This is a genomic window from Janthinobacterium sp. GW822-FHT07A03, assembly GCF_058798815.1.
Window position 1 is genome coordinate 1 of record NZ_JBXAKW010000043.1, and the last position, 757, is coordinate 757.

The 757-nt window shown below is 60.9% G+C and carries 1 protein-coding gene; it reads right to left on the bottom strand.

The window, feature by feature from the left end:
* Window positions 1–37: 37 nt before the first annotated feature.
* The coding region (locus AC1RJW_RS29695; RefSeq protein WP_493048112.1) for an IS3 family transposase at window positions 38–757 on the bottom strand (720 nt) is incomplete at its 5' end.

Consider the following 757-nt stretch of genomic DNA (forward strand, 5'->3'; position numbering starts at 1 on the left):
TGATCTTGCCCCCGTATAACCAGACACAGCCAATCGTTTAGTTAGCGCCGCTTTCCTGAGCCCGGCGCGCCAGCTCTCTCCTGTACATGCGAGGTGATTTCAAATTCAACGACGAGTGAGGATGCACCTCGTTGAAATGCGTAAAAGCGTCTGGCAACTGGGCGAGCACGACTTCTGCCGTGCTGCGATCCATCAGGCTGACGTAGTCCCGTTTAAACGTGTTCACGAAGCTCTCGGCCATGCCGTTCGACTGCGGGCTGCATACCGGTGTATGCACCGGTTCAATCCCAAGTGCGCGCACCAGCGCGTGCGTTTCATGGGCCCGGTAGGCGCCGCCGTTGTCGCTCAAGAATTCCAGCCTGGTCGAGCCGACGCTGGCCTGGCCGAATCTTGTCTCGACCGCTTCCACCAGCATGTCGCGCACGGGTTCGCCTGGCAGGCCACGTTCGGCCCACGCACGCCAGGCAATGATTTCTCGGTCACAGCAATCCTTCATGAACACACCGGTCACCACTTCGCCGTTGTCGCAGGCGATCTCGAAGCCGTCCGAGCACCAGCGCTGATTGGGTTCGTCCACCGCCACCACGCCATTGTGCACGCGGCTGCTCACTGGGCGTTTGGGCGCCTTGGGTAGCAGCAGACTGTTCGCTTTCATCACGCGATAAAACCGCTTGTGATTGATTGCTGGCAGGCCCATCAAGGCGCGCGTGCGGTTGACCAGAGCGCCAGCCCGGCGGTAGCCATAGGTCGGCAGCGC